Origin of the sequence: Actinokineospora enzanensis DSM 44649 (genome assembly GCF_000374445.1) — a bacterium.
GTDB classification, from domain to species: domain Bacteria; phylum Actinomycetota; class Actinomycetes; order Mycobacteriales; family Pseudonocardiaceae; genus Actinokineospora; species Actinokineospora enzanensis.
Window position 1 is genome coordinate 84,140 of the sequence record NZ_KB894433.1, and the last position, 17,746, is coordinate 101,885.

The window sequence follows — 17,746 nt, forward strand, 5'->3', positions numbered from 1 at the left end:
GACCGACCTGTGCAGACGCCCGACGAGTGGTTGGCCTCGTTCGAGGCCCAGGTTGCCGAGCTGCAGGAGAAGGCGACGCGGTTCAAGGAGGCGGTCGAGTCGTCGTCGGCCAGCTCGCAGTCGGCGGATGGAGCGGTGACCGTCGACGTGGCCGCCAGCGGGGCGTTGACGGGGTTGCGGTTGACGGAGGCCGCGCTGGGGCGTGGGGCCGACGAGCTGGCCACGGAGATCCTGGCGTTGACCGCTCGGGCCCGGCAGACCGCGGCCGATGGGGTGGCGACGGCGTTCGTGCCGTTGGGTGGGAATGAACGGGTTGTGCAGCGGGTGCCGCAGCCTTCTGCTGAGGAACCTGCCGCGCCCCGACAGGAGACCGAGGAGTATTTCGAGCAGCCTGCTGTTTATCGCGACGATGAGAAGTGGTGATGATCCGCCAAGCGGCGGGTCAATCCCGAGGCAACATCGAAGAACGAGCTTTATCGGCCTGTTCCACCCAACCTCGCCACCGAGCGGCCGCGTAAACCGGTTCCGCCCAAGGCTGAGCACACCGGACCATCCGAGTGCCGGGCCGATCCACCCACCGCAGCACCACGGACACCTCCTCGGCAGGCGCCCCCATCAACGGCCCCGCACCGGGTAGAACCGTCTCCGCCGAAGCGACAAGGCTATCCACGACAGGCATCGGCTGCACTCCCCGGCGAGCGACCCCGGCCGACGCCAACCGCCCGTAACGGATCACCGCGAACTCCCAGCCACCAAGCGTGTCCGGCCGGGCGGTGACGAGTTCGGGGATCATCGCGAGCGCTGACAACCGTTGCCCGCGATCGAGAGCTCGGATCAATGTCCGCAGACGATCGCGATCCGTACCGGCCTGTTCAAACCGTTCCGCAGTGGACAGTTCGGTCAGCTTGCGCTCCAACCGATCCAACGGCAGCAGAGAACGTCCACCCACCAACGCATCCACCGCGTCCACAGCAGGCCGGTACTCCTCGACAGTCTGCCGTCCCGCGCAAGGAGCCGCGCACCGTTCCAACTCCGCCAGCGCACACGGCGTATGTGACGCTCCCTGCGCGGGGATTCGCAACGCACACGGCCGAATCCCAGCGCCGTCCTGCAACGCGTTCATCGCCTCTTCCGCGTGCCCCCGACTGCGGAACGGACCCAGCGCGCCCTCGCGAGGGCGGCGGACCATGGACAAACGAGGAAACGGCTCGTCCGTTAGCACTACCCACCACGCGTGTCGGGGATTCTTCGACCGACGGTTGTACATCGGCTTGTGCGCCGCCAACAGCCTCAGCTCGCGGACTTCCGCTTCCAGCGAATGCGCGCAGGTGACCGTGTCCACCCGGGTGGCCAGCGCGACCATCTCGCGCAGGCGGCGTCGGGTCTCGCTCGCGGTGAAGTACTGGCGGACGCGGCGCTTCAGGTCGGAGGACGTGCCGACGTAGAGGACCTCGTCCGACGGGCCGCGGAACAGGTAGACACCGGGCTCGTTCGGCAGGTCCTCGGCGAGCGTGCGCTTGCGTCGTTGGGCGGCCGTGACCTCGGGGATGTAGTCGAGCAACTCCTCCAGCGACTGCACCCCGAGCGAGCCGACCCGCTCCAACAGGCCATGCAGCACGTCCACGGTCGCACGGGCGTCCGCGAGCGCGCGGTGGTTCGGGGTGGTTGTGGCCCGGAACAGCGCCGCCAGTGCGGAGAGACGGCAGCTCGGCGCCTCCTCGCGGGACAGGACACGCCTGCCCAGGCGGACCGTGCAGACCACCGTCGGTTTGGGCCACGGATAGCCCAGCCGGTTGCACGCCGCCTTGACGAACCCGACATCGAACCCCGCGTTGTGGGCGACCAGCACGGACCCGGCCGCGAACTCCAGGAACGCGGGCAGCACCTCCTCCAGCCGGGGCGCGGCGCACACCATCGCGTCGGTGATCCCGGTCAACGTGACGATCTCCGGCGGGATGCCCCGGCCGGGGTCGACCAGGGTGGCGAACTCGCCGACCACCTCGCCGCCGCGAACCTTGACCGCGCCGAACTCGGTGATCGCGTCGGTATCCGCGCTGCCCCCGGTGGTCTCCAGGTCGAACACCACGAACGTGGTCTCGCGCAGCGGCGTCCCCAGCTCGTCGAACGCGAGCTGCGGCGGCCGGGTGTGATCAGCGGTGCGCATCGGCCAGAAAGCTAGATCACCGCACCGACAGTGTGGGATTCCTCCCGCCGCCCGCCCTCTCGTCCCCGCCCGGCATCGTTCCCGGCTTGGTGGGGGATGGTGCGGTTGGGTGGGAGGTTGTTGGGTGCGAGGGATTGCGCTCTTTGGCTGGTGGGCGTTGTTGGAAGCTGAGGGGGTGTGGCGGGTCATGTGAGCGCGATGGCCCAGGTCAACGGGTCTACGCCGCGTCTGGCGAACCGGGGATTACCTATAGCTGTGATGGCTGGTCGCATTAAGGGGTCTACCCGGAGGGGCTATCACGTGTTGGTGGGGTGTGGCTGTCGGACTGTCCGGTTCGGGGGTGTGCGGGCGGGGGTGGTGGGTAGTGGATCACTTGGCCGGGTGTTCCCCCGCTGCGGTTCCGGGCGGCGCGACTAGCCTTAAGGGATGGCGCTGTCGTCCGTACCCGTCGACCCGGCGGAACCGGAGCCGTCCACATCGGACGGTTCGGGTCCGGCCGTGGAGTGGTCGGGGCTGCCGGAGCCGGTCCGGGCTCGGCTTGCCGAGCTGGGGGCGGCGGCGGTGGGCGCGTTGCCGCAGGTGGACGTGCCGCAGGCGTTGCGGGCGGTGGCCAGGTTCGCGCCTGCCAAGCGGGCCCGGCTGGGTGGCTCGGCGATCGTGGCGGGGCTGCGGGACGTGCCCGCGTTCCGCACGGCCGTGGTCGAGTGGTGCCGGGAGAACCGGCCCGCCGCGCTGGACCTGGGCGGGGACGACCCGGTGGCGGTCGCGGCGGCGGCCGTGCTGCTGGGCGAGGAGTCGGCCGTCCACTACCTGGAACTGGTGTCGCGGCGCGCGTCGGACACCTCGTTGCGGGCCGAGCGGGACTCGGCGGTGACCAAGCTGACCAAGGCCGAGTCCGAGCTGGAGCGGACGAAGGCCCAGCTGGCCGAGCTGACCGGGGCCGTCGACCGGGTGCGCGCCGAGGGCGAGGTCGAGCTGGAACGGCTCCGCAAACGTTTGCGCGAGCAGGGTGCCCGACTTCGCGAGGCCAGGGACGCGGCGGCCGCGGCCGAGGACGTGGTGCAGCGGGTACGCGCCGAGACCGACACCGCGCTGGCCGCGCTCACCGAACAGCGCGACCGCGAGCGCGACCGCGCTGAGACGGAACGCCACCGTGCCGCCCGCGCCGAGGCCGACGCCGACATCGCCCGGCAGTCCGCCCGGGAGGCCCGCCAGGCCGACGAGGTGCGCCTGGCCCTGCTCGTGGACACGCTCGACGGCGCCGTCACCGGCCTCCGCCGCGAACTCGCCCTGGGCGGCGGCGGCCCCCGCCCGGCCGACATGGTCCGCGGCGCGACCACGGCCCAGGGCACGGTCGGCCGAGTGGAGGACCCGGCCGCACTCGACCGCCTGCTCGCCCTGCCCGCCGTGCACCTGGTCGTCGACGGCTACAACGTCACCAAGACGGGCTACCCCGACCTCTCTCTGGCCGACCAACGCGACCGCCTGGTCCGACAGCTGGCATCCCTGGCCGCCCGCACATCCGCCGAGGTCACCCTGGTCTTCGACGGCGCTGGTGTGGTCGCCGTCCCGGTCGCGGCCCCACGCGGGGTGCGCGTGCTGTTCAGCGACCCCGGGGTGCTGGCCGACGACGTGATCAAGGCATTGGTCACCGCCGAGCCGGAGGGCCGACCGGTCGTGGTCGTCACCTCCGACCGCGCCGTCGCCGACGCCGTACGTCGCCGTGGCGCGCACCCGGTGCCCTCCGCAGTGCTACTCGCCAGGCTGGGACGGATCTAGTGGTGGGTGCGGGTGGCAAAGCGTTCACATGTGCCGACATTCCGGTGTGAGTCGTCGACTGGGGGTGCGGGCGGGTGCTGGGACGCGCGGCGGGGGCGTTGGTGCTGGTGGCGGGCCTGCTCACGGCCCCGGCGGCAGGTGCCCAGTCGACCGATCCGCCGCAGGTGGAGGCCGGGGTCGGGCCCGGTGTGCCGCCACCCGATCCCCGGCCGGGTGAGGCGTTCGCCGACCCGAAAGTGGCCGAGCTGCAACGCACCGCCACCGACGTGCAGCGAGAGCTGGCCGATCTCGCCACCCACGTCCAAGCCGCCCAGACCGAGGTCGACGCCGCCACCGGCCGTGTTGCCCAGGCCAGAGGCGAGCGTGCGGCGGCGGACGAGGTCGTGGCCGCGCGGCAGGCCGAGGTCGACGACTACACCTCCGCCGTCTACACCGCGCTCTCCCGTCCGAGTGAGATGCAGGCCGTGCTCACCGCGACCGGACCGGAGGACTTCCTCGCGCGCAGCGAGCTGATCGGGCGAGCGCGCGCGGACCAGGACCGGCAGTTATCCGAGGCGACAAGCAGGCAAGACGGTGCAATCGAGGCAGAGAACACCGCGGTGGCGGCCGAGCGCACGGCCGCCGACCGGAAGGCCGATCTCGACCGTCGCACCGCCGACGCGGCCAACCGGGCCGCCGCCGTCTCGTCCGAGCTGCGCGGGCAGGTCGACGACACGAACGCCGCCGTGGTCGCCCAGCAGCAGGCGCAGCGGGAGCGCAACACCCAGACCGCGGCCAACTGGCGTGTTTACACCGACCGCCTCGCGGCAGCAGGCATCGTGTCGCCACCTGCCATTGCACTGAGCGACCCGGCCCGATTACCAGCGAACATGCAGCCCATCGTCAGCGCGGACGGCACGCCCCAGCCCGGCGTTGCGCAGGTCGAGGTCAACGGCGAGCGCCTCCTGATCCTCCCCGCGGAGACGATCAAGGCCGTGGACACCGCGGTGGCCGCCCTCGGCAGGCCGTACGTGCCCGGTGTGGGCGGTGAGGGCCCGGTCGCGTACTCGTGTGACGGGCTGGTGCGCGCGGCCTACGCGGCAGGTGGCATTGACGTCCCCGGGGCAGTGGGGGAGCAGATGGCCGTACTCACGCCTGTCGCGGACGCGCGCCCCGGAGACGTCGTATTCCTCGGCCCTGCCAGGCTCGGTGCGCAGGGAGTCGGGATAGTGCTGGACGAGCGCACGATGCTGGCCGCCGACGCGCGTCTGGCCGGGGTCGTGGTCACCGATCTGCCCGGTCCGGACACCGCCCTGGGCATCGCCCGCCCGTCCCTGGCCCGACGCCCGCCCCAACCGACGCCGAAGGCGACCGACGGCGGCCTGCCGTGGCGCTGCGGCGGCGTGCAGCTCCCGCCGCGCGGGGCGGGAGAGGCCGCCGGGGCCTGGGGTGGCTATCCGAACGGGCTGATTCCGTCCGCGGCGCTGTGTCCACTCGGCGTGGGCTCGCACCTGCTCCGCTGCGACGCCGCGCAGGCTTACCAGGCGTTGTCCCAGGCTTTCGCGTTCACTTTCGGCCACCCGCTCTGCATCACCGACTCCTATCGGACCTTCGCCGCCCAAGTTCGCCTCTACGCGGTCAAACCGGCGCTGGCGGCGGTTCCGGGCACGAGCAACCACGGTTGGGGGCTCGCGGTGGATCTCTGCGGGGGAGTGCAGACCGCTGGTTCGCCGGAATACGCGTGGATGATCGCCGCGGCCGGTCGATTCGGTTGGTCGAATCCGCCCTGGGCGCGTCCCGGCGGCGGCCGCGCGGAGCCGTGGCACTGGGAATTCATCGGCGCTTGATCATCCGTTCGAGCGAACCATCGAACACCTGAGCGAAATTGTCGGTCCCCTCTTCTAATCTCGGTCGCACAAGATCGGATGTGGCGGAGGCGGCAATGATCATCGACTGCGACACCTGTGTGGTCCGGGGCGACGCGTGCCGGGACTGCGTGATCACCGCGCTGCTCGGCGCGCCGCCGACGGTGGAGCTCGACGACTCGGAACGCCAGGCCATCGACGTGTTGGCGGGCGCTGGTCTGGTGCCGCGGTTGCGGCTGCTGCCGATCGAGAAGTCGGCCTGATCGGCCGCGAAACCGGCCGGATCGGCACCGACACGCCCGGGTGAAACCGGCGACGCGATGAGTGGTCGCTTCGGTCGCCGAGCGGTTCACCACCCGGGTGAACAGTGCTGTTGCAACCATCACACAGGGCAGTCGGGACTGCTCCGTTGGTGTTTTCCGGCGACAGGTGAGCCTTTTTCGCTCGGGCCGGTGGACGCGTGGGCTCACTTTTCGTAACCTGTCCGAGATCTCGCGGCAGGCAGCCGCCCACCCCGAGGGTGGCTACGCGAGATCGCCGCCGAATCGGCCCTCCCCGGGGCTGAACCGGAACTCCCCCACGGTGGGGCTCCTCGCTCGGGACGCAAGCGGTACTGCCGCTCGCGCCGAACCCGGCCGGACGCCGTACGGCGTCCGTGCGTGGCCGGGCACACGAGGCGCGCCCCTCGGCGGTCTTACGGACGAAGGAGTACGCGCGACCGTGTCGTCGCATCGACTCAAACGTGCCAAACGGTGTGCCATGAGCGTGACGGCCGTGGTCGCCGTGGTCGCCTTCTCACCCTCCCCAGCCTTCGCGCAGCCGGCCGCCCCGCCCGCCCCGACCACCGCGTCCGAGGCGTTGAAGCGGTACCAGGAGCTCAGCCAGCAGGCCGAGCAGGTGAACGAGGACCTGCTCAAGGCCCGCACCGACCTGCAGACCAAGCAGGCCGAGCTGGACAAGGCCACCAACGACGTCGCCGTCGCCGCGGCCAACGAGAAGCAGGCCATGGCGCTGGAGGAGCAGTTCCGCGGCCAGGTCGACCAGCTGGCCAACGCCTCCTACCAGGGCGCCCGCTTCAACAAGATCTCCGCACTGCTCGCGGGCACCTCCCCGGACGACTTCCTGGAGCGGGCCTCCGCGCTCAACGTGCTGGCCGCGGACAACCAGGACGCGCTGCAGAAGTACACCAGCGCGGTGAACACCGCGGCCGACTCGCGCAAGCTCGCCGAGGACGGCCAGCGGCGCGCCACCGAGGCCAAGGCCGCGGCCGAGAAGCTCACCGCCGACGTGCAGAAGAAGTACGACGACCTGCAGGGCCAGATCAAGGACGTCAAGGATGCCGAGAGCAAGCTCTCGGCGAAGGAGAAGACGGACCTCAAGGGCCCCGTCGACAACGGCGTCTACCTGGCGCCCGCCGGTGCGGCAGGCAAGGCCATGGACGTCGCCCTCGCCCAGCGCGGCAAGATGTACGTGTGGGGCGCCGCGGGCCCGGGCACCTTCGACTGCTCCGGCCTGACCATGTACGCCTACGCGGCCGCGGGCGTCTCGCTGCCGCACTCCAGCCGGTCCCAGTACGGCTACGGCGTGGCGGTCTCGCGCAGCGCGCTGCAGCCCGGCGACCTGATCTTCTACGGCAGCAGCGTCGCCTCCATCCACCACGTCGCCATGTACATCGGCGACGGACGGATCGTGCACGCCTCCACCTCCGGGGTGCCGGTGAAGACCGACACCATCGACGGCGGCGGCAAGGACTACATCGGGGCCCGCCGCATCGTCGGCTGACCCGAACGGGATCTTCTGGGGGCCGGGACCACGTGGTCCCGGCCCCTTTCCCGTTTCCGGTGGTCAGCGCGAGTGCGGTCGCCTCGTGGTCGCCACTGTCGCGGTCCGGCCCTAGGATTCCCCGGTGGCCAACAGGGCGAGAGCGTGGTTGAGCGCGGCGGTCGCCGTCCTCGCGTTGGCCGGGATAGTGGTCATCTCGCTACCCGCCGCCCCGGCCCAGCCGCGCGCGCAGGCGGGCCAGGGCCAGCCGATGGGAGCGGTCCCGCCGCCGTCGGAGTCGGTCGACACCGCCGACGCGCAGCGCGCCACCGCCGTCACCGACCTGCTGCGCCGCCGGGCCGCCGCGATGCTCGATCGGGACGAGGCCGCGTTCACCGCCACGCTCGACCCGAACGCCGACCCGGCCTTCCTGGACGAGCAGCGCGCGCTGTTCGCCAACCTCGGCGACATCCCGCTGGACACCTGGTCCTACGGGCTGCGCGCGGACGACACGCTGGACGTCGCCTCGCTGCCCGCCCCCGCCGCCGACCCCACCGCCGAGCTGTGGGCACCGTCGGTCGACCTGCGGTACGCGCTGCGCGGCATCGACCAGACCCCGACCAGCCGACCGATGGGCTACCTGTTCGCCAAGCGCGCGGGCGTCTGGTACCTGCGCTCCGACACCGCCCTCAACGACCTGGGCCGACGCAGCTGGCGCGGGCCGTGGGACTTCGGCCCGTGCGTGGTCACGCCGACCGCGCACGGCTTGGTCCTGGCCCACCGCGGCAGCCAGCCGATGGTCGACCGGCTGGTCCGCGAGCTGGACTCGTCGGTCGAGGCGGTCAGCGAGGTGTGGGGGGACGCCTGGCCCAAGCGGGTGGCGATGATCCTGCCGGACAGCCTGCCGGAGATGCGCGCCCTGGTCGGCCCGGACTTCCCGGTCGAGTCGGTGGTGGCGGTCGCGATCGCCGACCGGGTCGACACCGCCCGGCACACCGCCACCGGGCAGCGGGTCGTGCTCAGCCCCACCGGCGCCCGCGCGCTGTCGCTGTCGTCGCTGCGGGTGGTGCTCCGGCACGAGATCACACACGTCGCCGCCCGCGCGGAGACCGTCGACGGCTCGCCGATGTGGCTGCTGGAGGGCTTCGCCGACTACGTCGGCTACCGCGACAGCGGCGTCACCCTGGCTCAGGGCGCCCCCGACCTGGCCCGCCGCGTCCGCGACTCCGGCCCGCCCACCGCGCTGCCCGACGACCGGGAGTTCCGGGCCAGGGACCGCAGCCTCGACCTGGCCTACCAGCAGGCCTGGTCCATCGCCCGGTTCGTCGCCGACCGCTTCGGCGAGGCCAGGCTGGTCGCGCTGTACCGGGCGGTGGCGGGCGCGGGCCCGATCTCCGCCAGCGACACCGACGACCTGCTCCGACAGGTGATCGGGATGGACCGGCGTGGCCTTTTGCAGGCATGGCAGGGCTACCTGCGCACGACCCTGCGGTAGCCGGGGCTAAGTTGGGTGGGTGCGCAAGACCCTCCTGGTGACCAACGACTTCCCGCCTCGCCCCGGGGGGATCCAGACCTACCTGCATACCCTGGCCAGGTGGCTGCCGGACCGGGAGCTGGTGGTCTACGCACCGGCCTGGGAGGGCGCGGATGCGTTCGACGCGGCCCAGTCGTTCCAGGTCGTGCGGCATCCGACGGCGTTGATGCTGCCGGTTCCGTCGGTCGCCCGCCGCGCCCGCGAGATCCTCCGCGCCGAAGGCTGCGACGCGGTCTGGTTCGGCGCGGCGGCCCCGCTGGCCCTGCTCGGCCCCGGCCTGCGCAAGGCGGGCGCGCGGCGGGTGGTGGCAAGCACGCACGGTCACGAGGTGGGCTGGTCGATGCTGCCCGGCGCCCGCCAGGCTTTGCGGCGGATTGGTGGCACCGCGGACGTGGTGACCTACGTGAGCAGGTACACCCGTCGCCGGTTCGCGGCGGCGTTCGGGCCGTCGGCGGCGCTGGAGCTGGTCCCGTCCGGTGTGGACACCGAGGTGTACCGGCCGGACCCGGTCGCGCGCGCGGAGATCCGGGCACGGCACGGGCTGGGGGATCGACCTGTCGTGGTGTGTGTGTCCCGGTTGATGCCGCGTAAGGGGCAGGACGTTCTGATCCGCGCGCTGCCGCATATCCGCCGCCGCGTTCCGGATGCGGCGTTGTTGATCGTGGGCGGTGGTCCCTACCGGCCGCGCCTGGAGGCTTTGGCCCGTGAGTCCGGAGTGGACGTGGTGTTCACCGGATCGGTGCCGTGGGAGGAACTTCCCGCCCACTACGCGGCCGGTGATGTGTTCGCGATGCCCTGTCGGACCCATGGGCGTGGGCTGGACGTGGAGGCCCTCGGGATCGTGTTCCTGGAGGCGGCGGCGACCGGGCTGCCGGTGGTCGTGGGGGACTCGGGGGGCGCGCCGGAGGCCGTGCTGGACGGGAAGACCGGGCACGTGGTGGACGGACGGGCGGTGACGAAGATCGCAGGCCACATCGCGGACCTGCTGTCGGATCCGGTGCGCGCGGCCGAGATGGGCGCGGCGGGGCGGCGTTGGATGGAACGCGAGTGGCACTGGGCCGACCGTGCTGACCGGCTGCAGCAGCTACTGGACGGGGAGACGGTCTACCGGTTCAGCAACTAGCCGAGCGTGATCACGGGGAATCGGCTGGGGATGTTGGGTTCGAGGGCGCGGGTGGCGATCACGACCGCGAGTTCGCAGTTGAGGGCTGCCGCGATGTCCTGGAACAGGACGATCTCGTCGAGGTAGGTGGGGCGGTTCGTGGTGATCGTCGCGAACAGGTCCTCGACGTCGTCGAGCAGGACCATGTGTGCGGTGCCGGGGACGTGTCGGGAGATGTAGTGGTCGTCGGTCACGTCGAGCGGGTCCCGCAGCTGCTCCTCGACCGTGGCGTGGACATCCTGAAGCGGTACTCGGGTGACCATGTGCCCCTCCGGGAACCGGGCCGAGAGAACGCTGGTGACCAGGGATTCGGCCGCGTCGGGGTGGCCGACGGCCAGGAGCGGGGACCGGATCGCCGTCGACGTCGTGAGGTGGCGGGTAAGCATGGCGTCGGGGTCGGATCGGGTGCCCAGGCCGGACCAGAGCCGGAACTCCGGGACTGACTCGCTGAACCTCTGGTAGCTCGCCCGGTAGTTCTCGCGTACCTGATCGGCGAAGTTCTTCGGGAAGTCGTGTCCGGACAGGCCGGTGTCGCGGAAAGCCGCGAGGGTGCGGGTCAGTGCTTCGGCGGACCAGGCTCGGAGAGCCTGCGCGGTCTCCTCGATTCCCTGGTGGGCGCCCAGGTGCGGTAGATCGGAGCAATACAGGTGGCGGATCAGGGCATCGGCCTCGGTGGACTCGGTGATCCTGACGTCGGCGCAGCCCGCGGCCAAGCCTGTGAGGAGCGGGGTGGCCAGCAGTGTGGTGTGGATGGCGACCACGCGGTCGTTCCGGTTGAGGCCGCTGGTACGGGTGAGGAGGTCGGTGGTGGTGTCGAGGAGACCGTCGATGAGGCCGGTCACCTCGTCCCGTCGGTCCGCCCAGCCGTGGATGGCCGCGGTCGTGGGTCGACCCGCGAACCGGAAGGCGTTGCCCAACAAGGCATTGAGGGCATGCCGCGATGTGCGCTGGTGGTTGGCGAGGGCGGCCAGTGCGCCGCGGAGAGTGATCACCAGGTTGCCTGCCATGGCGTGCACTCTATGAGTTGCCGAGGTGCCAGTCGTCCGAATTCGTGTCCTCTGTGGAGGGCGTGAGCAGGTCGTCGTCGATGAACGGGGCCAGGGTTGCGAGGCCGTCGGCGAGGGCTTGAGCGGCGGCGCGGTGGGTGAGGGTGATGAGTTCCCGGGCCAGCGCCGTGGCGGACATGTGGCGTTGGGCGGTGCCGAGGTGGAGGGCGATCGGTTTGCCGTCAAGGTTGACCGTGAGCTCGATCCCGTGTGGACCCTGGACGGTCGCGGTGAGCGCGTCCAGCCGGGTGCTGATCACTGCGCCCTCCAGGTTTCCGGAGTCGTGGCCTCGGTGGTCTCGGGGCAATCGAGTCCGAGCAGATGCGCTGGGACAGCGCCGATGAGGTGCCGGGCCCGGCGGTTGGCATCGGCGGTGGCGGCATCGACGACGCGCAGGATGGTGGTGGCGAGGTCGGGGCGGCGGAGGGCGGACTCGGTGAGGTGCAGGGATTCCAGCGCGCCGCCGGGGTGCACGGTCATTTCGACGCCGTCGGCGTGGGCTCGGCCGGTCATGAGGGGTGGACTCCGCCGTAGAAGGTGTTGTGGGACAGGACGTGGGGGCGGCGGACGACCGAGTCGGTGTTGGGGCCGGAATTGCCCTCGATCAATGTCACCGTGTTGCCGTGCACCTTCTCCACGATCCCGATGTGCTTGCTCGTCGACGTGTTCTGCGGCCCGGTACCGAACAGCAGCACGTCACCGGGGCGGGCGCGGGTGAGGTCGTGGTAGGCGAGGCCTTTGCGCTGACCCCAGTGGAAGACATTGCCGGTGAACGGGGTGATCGGGATGTCCACGCCGCTCCGCTTCCACACCCAGCTGGCGAATGACGAACACCAGGCGGCCTGCGGACCGTACTTGTTCGCATTGTTCGCCCCCTCGTGATAGCCAAGCTGCGTCGCCGCAATCCGAGTAATCTCGCCAGCCTTGCCTGTGCTGTGCGCCTTCCCGGCCGCAGGCTTGTGCGCGGCCTCGGTGTGCTTTGCCACCGGCTCGGTCAACGCCCGTAACTTGTGCGCGGCCTCGGACAGCGCCGCCTTGGCCTCAGCGACCTGCTTCGCCGACTCGGCCGTGTACGTCCGCACCAGATCGGCCACCTGCCCGACCGCCCGCACCAACGCCGGACGTTGCCCGACCGCCAACCCCGCGTTCACCACGGCGGTCGCCTTCTCGTTGTATTCGTCGAGCAATCGGACCACCGCCCCATGCCCACCATCGAGCACCCGCGCCGCCTCCGCGACGATCCCGGCCGCCGAGGAAGCCGCCGCGGCCGTGGCCATCATCCCGCGATCGACCTTCCCGGCCTGCCGCCCGAACCCCGCCGCGTCCCGCCCCGACCACGCCACCCCCTGAACAGCCTTGCGGTGCACGTCATGCTGCTCGACCAATTTCTCCCGCACACCCGCGAACGCCTGTTGCGCTTCCTGCGCGTCCCCGACCTTCCCCGCCAACCGATTCCGATGCAGGATCATGTCCGCCGCGAAATGCCGGACAACACTCTCCGTATTCACCGTTCCCCCATGAACTTGTCCGCGTTCCCCTTGTCCGCCCGCCGATACCCCTCCGCGGACCGCCCCACCGCCTTACCCAGCTCCTCGACACTCTCGGCCGCCCCCGACACCCGCCGCCCCAACGACTCCGCGAACTCCTTGACGGCGTCAGCGAACCCGGACTCCCGCCCGACCCACCCGAACCCGGACCCGTCCACCACCGCGAGCCCCCGCCCCACGTCCCGAACCGCCTTGCCCCGAGCCCCCGCCTCCCGGCAATACCCCTCCAACGCCCCGACATCGACCGCGAAACCACCCCCCAGCTCCGCCCCGATCATCCCGATCAACTCCCGCTCATCCATCCCGCCTCCTCCGCCCACCCACAATCGCGCACACCAGCGGACAGACCGAGCCCCGGTGCACAACAGGTCACATCAGCTGCACGCAGGGACTAGCGGGCGTAGATGGCGGCGACCTCGGAGTGATCTCCCCTCCGGGTCGGCGACCGGCGCGCTGACCCGCCCCGCGCGGGCTCCCGGACCGCCGTGACATGCTGCCGGAATGCCGCAGATCGACGTCGTGGACGAGACGTTCGTGGTGGTGGCGCCCGCCGCGGCCGCCGCCGTGTTCGCCGATCCCGGCCGCTGGCGTCGGTTCTGGCCGGACCTGGACCTGGAGGTCTACGCCGACCGCGGCGACCAGGGCCTGCGCTGGACGGTGCGCGGGGCCCTGGTCGGCACCATGGAGGTGTGGCTGGAGCCGGTGCTGGACGGCACCCTCGTGCACTACTTCCTGCGCGCCGACACCCCCGGGCCGCGCTCGCCGCGCGGGCTGAACCGGGAGCGGGTGCGCCGCCAGCTGGCCGCCAAGGAGCTGGCGTTGGGCCTCAAGACCGTCCTGGAGGGTGGGCGAGCCCCGGGGACGGCCCCGGGCGACGCGTAGGGTGATCTCCGTGCGGGTCCATGTCGTGTCCGATGTGCATGGCAACGCCGAGGCACTGGCTCGGGCGGGCGAGGGCGCCGACGCCCTGGTGGTCCTCGGCGACCTGATCGACTTCGTGGACTACCACGACCACGGCGGCGGCATCATGGGCCGCGTGTTCGGTGCCGAGCAGGTCGGCGAGTTCGCCCGGCTGCGCCGTGAGCGCAGGCACAACGCCGCCGCCACGTTCGCGCGCGAGCTGTGGGCGGGCCTGGACGACGCCGCCGACCTGGTCGAGGAGGCGGTCCGCGAGCAGTACAAGGAGCTGTTCGCGGCGATGACCGCCCCCACCTACGCCACCCCGGGCAACGTCGACCTGCCCGAGCTGTGGCCGGAGTTCGCAGGCGATGGCGTGCGGGTGCTCGACGGCGACACCACCGAGATCGGCGGCCTGCGGTTCGGCTTCGTCGGCGGCGCGGTGCTGCCGTCCGGCGCGGTCCGCCGACCCGGCGCCGTGTTCCGCCCGTACCTGCGCACGCAGGAGGAGCTCGCGGTCGGCGTCGCCGCGCTCGGGCCGGTGGACGTGCTGTGCAGCCACGTGCCGCCGGACGTGCCGGAACTGACCTACGACGTCGTCGCCCGCCGGGTCGAGCTCGGCTCCACCGCGCTGCTCGCCGCGATCACCGCGCACCGGCCGCGCTGGGCGGTGTTCGGGCATGTCCACCAGCCGCTCGCGGTCCGCGCGAGGGTCGGCCGGACCGAGTGCGCGAACGTGGGTCACTTCCAGCGCTCCGGCAGGCCTTACGTGCTCCGGTGGTGAGCCGGACCCGGTAGCCTGCCGGGCATGGCCGACGAGTCCACCCAGTCCATCGTCGTCGACGCGCCGCCCGAGCGGATCATGGCGGTGATCGCGGACTTCCCGGCGTACCCCGAGTGGGCCCAGGCGTTCACCAAGGTCGACGTGCTCTCCCTGGACGCGCGCGAGCGGGCCGAGCAGGTGGCGTTCGCGCTGGAGAGCGGCCCGTTCAAGGACTCCTACACGCTCGCCTACACCTGGGCCGACGACGGCCTGCGGGTGGACTGGACGCTGGTCAAGGGGCAGATGCAGCGGGCTCAGCGGGGCAGCTACGTGCTCACCTCGGACGCTGGCGGGACCACCGTCACCTACACCCTGTCGGTGCAGCTGGCGGTGCCGATGATCGGCCTGTTCCGGCGCAAGGCGGAGAAGATGATCATGGACACCGCGCTCAAGGAGCTCAAGCGCCGGGTCGAGCGGGGCTGACCGCCGGGTGCGGGTCCTGCTGTTCACCGGCAAGGGCGGGGTGGGCAAGACCACCCTCGCCGCGGCGACGGCCGCCCGGCTCGCCGCGTCCGGCCGCAAGTCGCTGGTGGTCTCCACCGACCCGGCGCACTCGCTGGCCGACGCGTTCGGCGTGCCTCTGGGCGCCGAACCCGCCGAAGTGGACACCTCGCTGTACGCCGCGCACATCGACGCGCGCGGCCTGGTCGACCGCGCCTGGCCGGGCCTGCGCGCCCGGTTCCGCGGCGTCGCCGCCGGGCTGGGCATCGACGCGGTCGACGCCGAGGAGCTGACCGTCCTGCCGGGCGTGGACGAGGTGCTCGCACTGTCCGAAGTGGCCCGCCTCGCCGCGACCGGACCATGGGACGTGCTGGTGGTCGACTGCGGGCCGACCGCCGAGACGCTCCGGCTGCTCGCCCTGCCCGAGGCCGTGACCACCTACCTCGAACGGCTGCGCGGCGCCCGGTTGGTGCCCGACGTGCGCGCGGTGGCCGACGGCGTGGGCAAACTCGCCGATCACCTGGCCGGGCTGCGCGCGCTGCTGACCGACGCGGAGAAGACCGGGGTCCGGCTCGTGCTCACCCCGGAACGACTGGTCGTCGCCGAGACCCGCCGCACGCTGACGGCGCTGGCGTTGCGTGGTGTGCAAGTGGACGCGCTGATCGCGAACCGGCTCATACCGCGCGCCAGCCGCTGGCATGGTCCTGCTGCTGCGTGGTTGCGCACGCGGAGGTCCGAACAGGACGCGGTGCTGTCGGAGCTGGAAGCCGCGACGCCGCTGCGCGTTCAGCTCGTGGAACATCTCGCCCACGAACCGGTCGGCACCGCGGCACTGCTCGCGGTCGCGACCGAGCTTTACCGAGACGACGACCCGCTTGCCGAGAGCGCCCCCGCCACACCGTTGCTGTCGCTGGCATCGGACGGCGACGACTACCTGTTGACGATCACCCTGCCGCTCACCGACGACGCCGACCTCGACCTCACCCGCGTCGGCGACGACCTGGCGGTCACCGTGGACGGCGTGCGCGGCCTCGTCGCCCTCCCGGCCGCCCTGCGCGGGCACGCCGTGGTCGACGCGGAAGCCGACGCGGGCGGCCTGACCGTGCGGTTCACCCCGGACGCGTGAGCCTGGGTCCTGCCCGCGGCCGCGCGGAATGCCATGATGCGGCCGGAGCGGAACAACAGGAGGCATGCGGATGAACGCGGACCCGGGCACCCGGCTCGCGGAGGAACTGGTCCTGCTCCTGTCCGCAGCGGCCGACCGCGTCGCCCCATGGCTCGACCGGGTGTCCACCGACCACCCCACCTCGGCCTGCGACTCGTGCCCGCTGTGCGCGCTGATCGCCCTCGTCCGCGGCGAACCGAACGACCTCGCCGCCAAGAGCGTCGACCGCCTCGCCGACGTGATCGCCCTCCTGCGCGCGGTACTGGCCGACCGCTGGCAGCCCGGCGAACCGCACATGCCCGGGTTCCGCCCCGACCCACCGAAGTCGGACCGCGTGCAACCGATCCCGGTCCGCCGCAGGCCCCGGTGACCACGATCGGCATCGACGTCGGCGGCACCAGCGTCCGCGCGGGCGTGGTCGACCACCGGGGCACGGTCCTGGACACGGCCCGCGGCTCGACACCGGTCGGGGAGACGGAACTGGAGGACGTGATCTGCGCCCTCGTCGACGAACTCCGCGACCGCCACCCGATCACCGCGATCGGCCTCGCCGTGGCCGGGTTCGTCGCGGACGACCGTCGAACGGTCCGGTTCGCCCCACACCTGCCCTGGCGCGACGCCCCGGTCGCGGACCGAATCACGGCGCGCACGGGCCTACCGGTGGTGCTGGAACACGACGCGAACGCGGCCGGGGTCGCCGAACACCGCTTCGGCGCCCTGCGCGGCGCGCACGTCGGCCTCCTGATCGCGCTGGGCACGGGCATCGGCGCGGCCCTGCTACTGGACGGCGAGGTCTTCCGGGGCGCCTATGGTGTGGCCCCCGAACTCGGCCACCTGCGCGTCGTCCCGAACGGCCGCCGTTGCTCCTGCGGCAAGGCCGGTTGCTGGGAACGCTACTGCAGCGGCACGGCGCTGGCCGCCACCGCGATCGGCCTCCTGGGCAGACATCGCGGCCAATCCACGATCCTGGCCCGCGAGGCCAAACGAGACCCTGGCGGCATCACCGGCCGCCTTGTCGCCGCGGCCGCCCGCGACGGCGATCCGGTGGCCCGTCTTGCCCTCCAGGAGCTGGCGAAGTGGCTGGGTGAGGGGCTGGCCCTGGTGGCCGACATCTATGACCCGGAACTGGTCGTCCTGGGGGGTGGGGTGTCGGAATCGGCGCCGTTGTTCCTGGACTCTGCCCGTGAGCATTACCAGCGGATCGCTACCGGTGCTGGTCACCGACCGGTGGCTCGAATCCGGACCGCCCACCGGGGGGACTCGGCGGGCCTGGTCGGCGCCGCCGCCCTGGCCGCCCACTCCTGACACCCCCGAATCGGCTCGGCTTGCTTGATCCTGTCGCCAGGCAGGCCCCGCCCCACCAGGGGGCGGGCCCACAAAAGAGACGCTAGTGTTCTGAGTCGGTAATTCGTTGGCAGTAGGCGGCGAGTGTGTTGAGGATGTCGTCGGCTGCTTTGGTCCAGACGAAGGGCTTGGGGTCCGCGTTCCATTCGTTGATCCAGCGGCGGACGTCGGCTTCGAGTTCGGTGACGCTGCGGTGGGTGGAGCGGCGGAGTTTGCGGTTGGTCAATTCGGCGAACCAG

Annotated in this window: 19 protein-coding genes and 1 pseudogene; 13 read left to right on the top strand and 7 right to left on the bottom strand. The window is 71.7% G+C overall.

Annotated features, from left to right (window positions below; all coding sequences use genetic code 11):
* Positions 1-9 precede the first annotated feature (9 nt).
* Positions 10-423: a YbaB/EbfC family nucleoid-associated protein gene (locus tag C503_RS41280; RefSeq protein ID WP_018685726.1), complete on the top strand. Its 414-nt coding sequence runs from the start codon at positions 10-12 to the stop codon at positions 421-423.
* Between the two features lie 19 nt (positions 424-442).
* Here the strand turns inward: C503_RS41280 and C503_RS0128990 are convergent, their stop codons facing one another.
* Entirely contained in the window at positions 443-2,164 is a 1,722-nt protein-coding gene (locus C503_RS0128990) for a DEDD exonuclease domain-containing protein (protein WP_018685727.1), read from the bottom strand.
* A gap of 426 nt (positions 2,165-2,590) precedes the next feature.
* On the opposite strand from C503_RS0128990, the gene C503_RS0128995 reads away from it, so the two are divergent.
* The 6 genes from C503_RS0128995 (at position 2,591) to C503_RS0129020 (ending at position 10,205) form a co-directional block, all read left to right on the top strand.
* Positions 2,591-3,943 carry an NYN domain-containing protein gene (locus tag C503_RS0128995; protein WP_018685728.1) on the top strand — a complete coding sequence of 451 codons (1,353 nt, stop codon included), beginning with the start codon at positions 2,591-2,593 and terminating at the stop codon, positions 3,941-3,943.
* A gap of 74 nt (positions 3,944-4,017) precedes the next feature.
* On the top strand, positions 4,018-5,769 hold the full coding sequence (locus tag C503_RS0129000; RefSeq protein ID WP_018685729.1) for a D-alanyl-D-alanine carboxypeptidase family protein: 1,752 nt from the start codon (positions 4,018-4,020) through the stop codon (positions 5,767-5,769).
* A gap of 95 nt (positions 5,770-5,864) precedes the next feature.
* A complete protein-coding gene (locus C503_RS0129005; protein WP_018685730.1) occupies positions 5,865-6,050 on the top strand; it encodes a hypothetical protein in 186 nt (61 codons plus the stop codon).
* Positions 6,051-6,546: 496 nt separating this feature from the next.
* A complete protein-coding gene (locus tag C503_RS0129010) occupies positions 6,547-7,569 on the top strand; it encodes a C40 family peptidase (RefSeq protein WP_018685731.1) in 1,023 nt (340 codons plus the stop codon).
* A gap of 124 nt (positions 7,570-7,693) precedes the next feature.
* Positions 7,694-9,043 (top strand): hypothetical protein, encoded by a 1,350-nt coding sequence (locus tag C503_RS0129015; protein WP_018685732.1) that lies wholly within the window; start codon positions 7,694-7,696, stop codon positions 9,041-9,043.
* Positions 9,044-9,062: 19 nt separating this feature from the next.
* Entirely contained in the window at positions 9,063-10,205 is a 1,143-nt protein-coding gene (locus C503_RS0129020) for a glycosyltransferase family 4 protein (protein ID WP_018685733.1), read from the top strand.
* Here C503_RS0129020 and C503_RS0129025 read toward each other — a convergent pair.
* From C503_RS0129025 to C503_RS0129045, 5 genes are read right to left on the bottom strand one after another with little or no spacing between them, the layout of a single operon-like run.
* Positions 10,202-11,251, bottom strand: coding sequence for an NACHT N-terminal helical domain 7-containing protein (locus C503_RS0129025; protein ID WP_026316806.1), 1,050 nt, complete (start codon positions 11,249-11,251; stop codon positions 10,202-10,204). The genes C503_RS0129020 and C503_RS0129025 overlap by 4 nt on opposite strands.
* 10 nt (positions 11,252-11,261) lie before the next feature.
* Positions 11,262-11,549, bottom strand: a complete 288-nt coding sequence (locus C503_RS0129030; RefSeq protein ID WP_018685735.1) for a hypothetical protein — start codon at positions 11,547-11,549, stop codon at positions 11,262-11,264.
* The gene (locus tag C503_RS0129035; RefSeq protein ID WP_018685736.1) at positions 11,546-11,803 is read right to left on the bottom strand and encodes a hypothetical protein; all 258 of its coding nucleotides are present in this window, start codon (positions 11,801-11,803) and stop codon (positions 11,546-11,548) included. The genes C503_RS0129030 and C503_RS0129035 overlap by 4 nt, the downstream gene beginning before the upstream one ends.
* Positions 11,800-12,798: a C40 family peptidase gene (locus C503_RS0129040; RefSeq protein ID WP_026316807.1), complete on the bottom strand. Its 999-nt coding sequence runs from the start codon at positions 12,796-12,798 to the stop codon at positions 11,800-11,802. Before C503_RS0129040 ends, C503_RS0129035 begins: the two co-directional genes overlap by 4 nt.
* Complete coding sequence (locus tag C503_RS0129045; RefSeq protein ID WP_018685738.1) at positions 12,795-13,139, bottom strand: hypothetical protein; 345 nt, start codon at positions 13,137-13,139, stop codon at positions 12,795-12,797. The genes C503_RS0129040 and C503_RS0129045 overlap by 4 nt, the downstream gene beginning before the upstream one ends.
* Positions 13,140-13,338: 199 nt before the next feature.
* Here C503_RS0129045 and C503_RS0129050 point away from each other — a divergent pair, with 199 nt between their 5' ends.
* From C503_RS0129050 to C503_RS0129075, 6 genes are all read left to right on the top strand, one after another.
* On the top strand, positions 13,339-13,719 hold the full coding sequence (locus C503_RS0129050) for a hypothetical protein (RefSeq protein WP_018685739.1): 381 nt from the start codon (positions 13,339-13,341) through the stop codon (positions 13,717-13,719).
* A gap of 10 nt (positions 13,720-13,729) precedes the next feature.
* Positions 13,730-14,518, top strand: coding sequence for a metallophosphoesterase family protein (locus tag C503_RS0129055; protein WP_026316808.1), 789 nt, complete (start codon positions 13,730-13,732; stop codon positions 14,516-14,518).
* A 24-nt stretch (positions 14,519-14,542) separates the two neighbouring features.
* Positions 14,543-14,980: an SRPBCC family protein gene (locus tag C503_RS0129060; RefSeq protein ID WP_018685741.1), complete on the top strand. Its 438-nt coding sequence runs from the start codon at positions 14,543-14,545 to the stop codon at positions 14,978-14,980.
* A gap of 7 nt (positions 14,981-14,987) precedes the next feature.
* Entirely contained in the window at positions 14,988-16,124 is a 1,137-nt protein-coding gene (locus tag C503_RS0129065) for an ArsA family ATPase (protein ID WP_018685742.1), read from the top strand.
* 70 nt (positions 16,125-16,194) lie between these two features.
* Complete coding sequence (locus C503_RS0129070; RefSeq protein WP_018685743.1) at positions 16,195-16,533, top strand: hypothetical protein; 339 nt, start codon at positions 16,195-16,197, stop codon at positions 16,531-16,533.
* On the top strand, positions 16,530-17,468 hold the full coding sequence (locus C503_RS0129075; protein WP_018685744.1) for an ROK family protein: 939 nt from the start codon (positions 16,530-16,532) through the stop codon (positions 17,466-17,468). Before C503_RS0129070 ends, C503_RS0129075 begins: the two co-directional genes overlap by 4 nt.
* 82 nt (positions 17,469-17,550) lie before the next feature.
* Here C503_RS0129075 and C503_RS0129080 read toward each other — a convergent pair.
* Positions 17,551-17,746: pseudogene (locus tag C503_RS0129080) on the bottom strand (IS630 family transposase); the annotation flags it as partial.

What these genes read in the sequence shown, in the direction of transcription:
- C503_RS0128990 (WP_018685727.1), bottom strand. Translation starts at nt 2,164, where the DNA reads ATGCGCACCGCTGATCACACCCGGCCGCCGCAGCTCGCGTTCGACGAG.
- C503_RS0128995 (WP_018685728.1), top strand. Translation starts at nt 2,591, where the DNA reads ATGGCGCTGTCGTCCGTACCCGTCGACCCGGCGGAACCGGAGCCGTCC.
- C503_RS0129005 (WP_018685730.1), top strand. Translation starts at nt 5,865, where the DNA reads ATGATCATCGACTGCGACACCTGTGTGGTCCGGGGCGACGCGTGCCGG.
- C503_RS0129010 (WP_018685731.1), top strand. Translation starts at nt 6,547, where the DNA reads ATGAGCGTGACGGCCGTGGTCGCCGTGGTCGCCTTCTCACCCTCCCCA.
- C503_RS0129025 (WP_026316806.1), bottom strand. Translation starts at nt 11,251, where the DNA reads ATGGCAGGCAACCTGGTGATCACTCTCCGCGGCGCACTGGCCGCCCTC.
- C503_RS0129035 (WP_018685736.1), bottom strand. Translation starts at nt 11,803, where the DNA reads ATGACCGGCCGAGCCCACGCCGACGGCGTCGAAATGACCGTGCACCCC.
- C503_RS0129045 (WP_018685738.1), bottom strand. Translation starts at nt 13,139, where the DNA reads ATGGATGAGCGGGAGTTGATCGGGATGATCGGGGCGGAGCTGGGGGGT.
- C503_RS0129050 (WP_018685739.1), top strand. Translation starts at nt 13,339, where the DNA reads ATGCCGCAGATCGACGTCGTGGACGAGACGTTCGTGGTGGTGGCGCCC.
- C503_RS0129060 (WP_018685741.1), top strand. Translation starts at nt 14,543, where the DNA reads ATGGCCGACGAGTCCACCCAGTCCATCGTCGTCGACGCGCCGCCCGAG.
- C503_RS0129070 (WP_018685743.1), top strand. Translation starts at nt 16,195, where the DNA reads ATGAACGCGGACCCGGGCACCCGGCTCGCGGAGGAACTGGTCCTGCTC.